Here is a 648-nt window from a genome sequence, read left to right on the forward strand (position 1 = left end):
CACGGGCATCCTGCCCTTCTTCCGCTCACTCGGCATCCATGCCTCGTGCCCATTCACGCTCCCGCCACCTCGGCGCTGCACTTAACGGGCGGAAAGCCATGCGCCTCGATGTTCGGCGTTTTCGAAAGCTCCGATTAGGGTCGTGGGGCATTAAAAAGCCCAGCTTTTGGGGCTGGGCTTCGGGGGTTTAATAGTAGCCGTCTTCGGGGGTGTGGATCTGGGGCTCGTCCATCACGGCATTGATGTCCACTTCGAACATATGGCTGTCTTTCTGGTCCTTGAGCCGGACGATGCGGTTTTCCCTGTCCACCGCCACTACCCAGCCTGTCCCCTGGCGGGTGCAGCACAGCGCACCCTGGTGAAGCATGTTGATGTCCATGGGATCTCCGTTTGTTGGGTTCCCAAGGTTAAGTTCTGTTGCCGATTGCCCCGGCTCCCCTTGGATTTCCCTGGCTCTGGGCCACCTGCTGTTGATAAAGCGACTCTGCTTGATAGCGTCTTTATTGCAGGGGGGCGCCCCTGCACGCGCTTGGTTGCATTTGCATAACCTGGTGAGTGAAACCTTCCCTGGTAGTTGTTTCCGGCTCGGCCATCCAGGGGTTACTCGAACCCTCCCTGGTTCTCGCCCTCCGGGCCATCGTCGCCATG

General features: G+C 59.3%; 1 protein-coding gene. It reads right to left on the bottom strand.

Annotated features, from left to right (window positions below; all coding sequences use genetic code 11):
• Positions 1-187: 187 nt before the first annotated feature.
• On the bottom strand, positions 188-379 hold the full coding sequence (locus B3C1_RS19180) for a hypothetical protein (RefSeq protein WP_008486901.1): 192 nt from the start codon (positions 377-379) through the stop codon (positions 188-190).
• Positions 380-648 lie beyond the last annotated feature (269 nt).

Origin of the sequence: Gallaecimonas xiamenensis 3-C-1, from assembly GCF_000299915.1 — a bacterium.
Lineage (GTDB): Bacteria > Pseudomonadota > Gammaproteobacteria > Enterobacterales > Gallaecimonadaceae > Gallaecimonas > Gallaecimonas xiamenensis.

What these genes read in the sequence shown, in the direction of transcription:
- B3C1_RS19180 (WP_008486901.1), bottom strand. Translation starts at nt 379, where the DNA reads ATGGACATCAACATGCTTCACCAGGGTGCGCTGTGCTGCACCCGCCAG.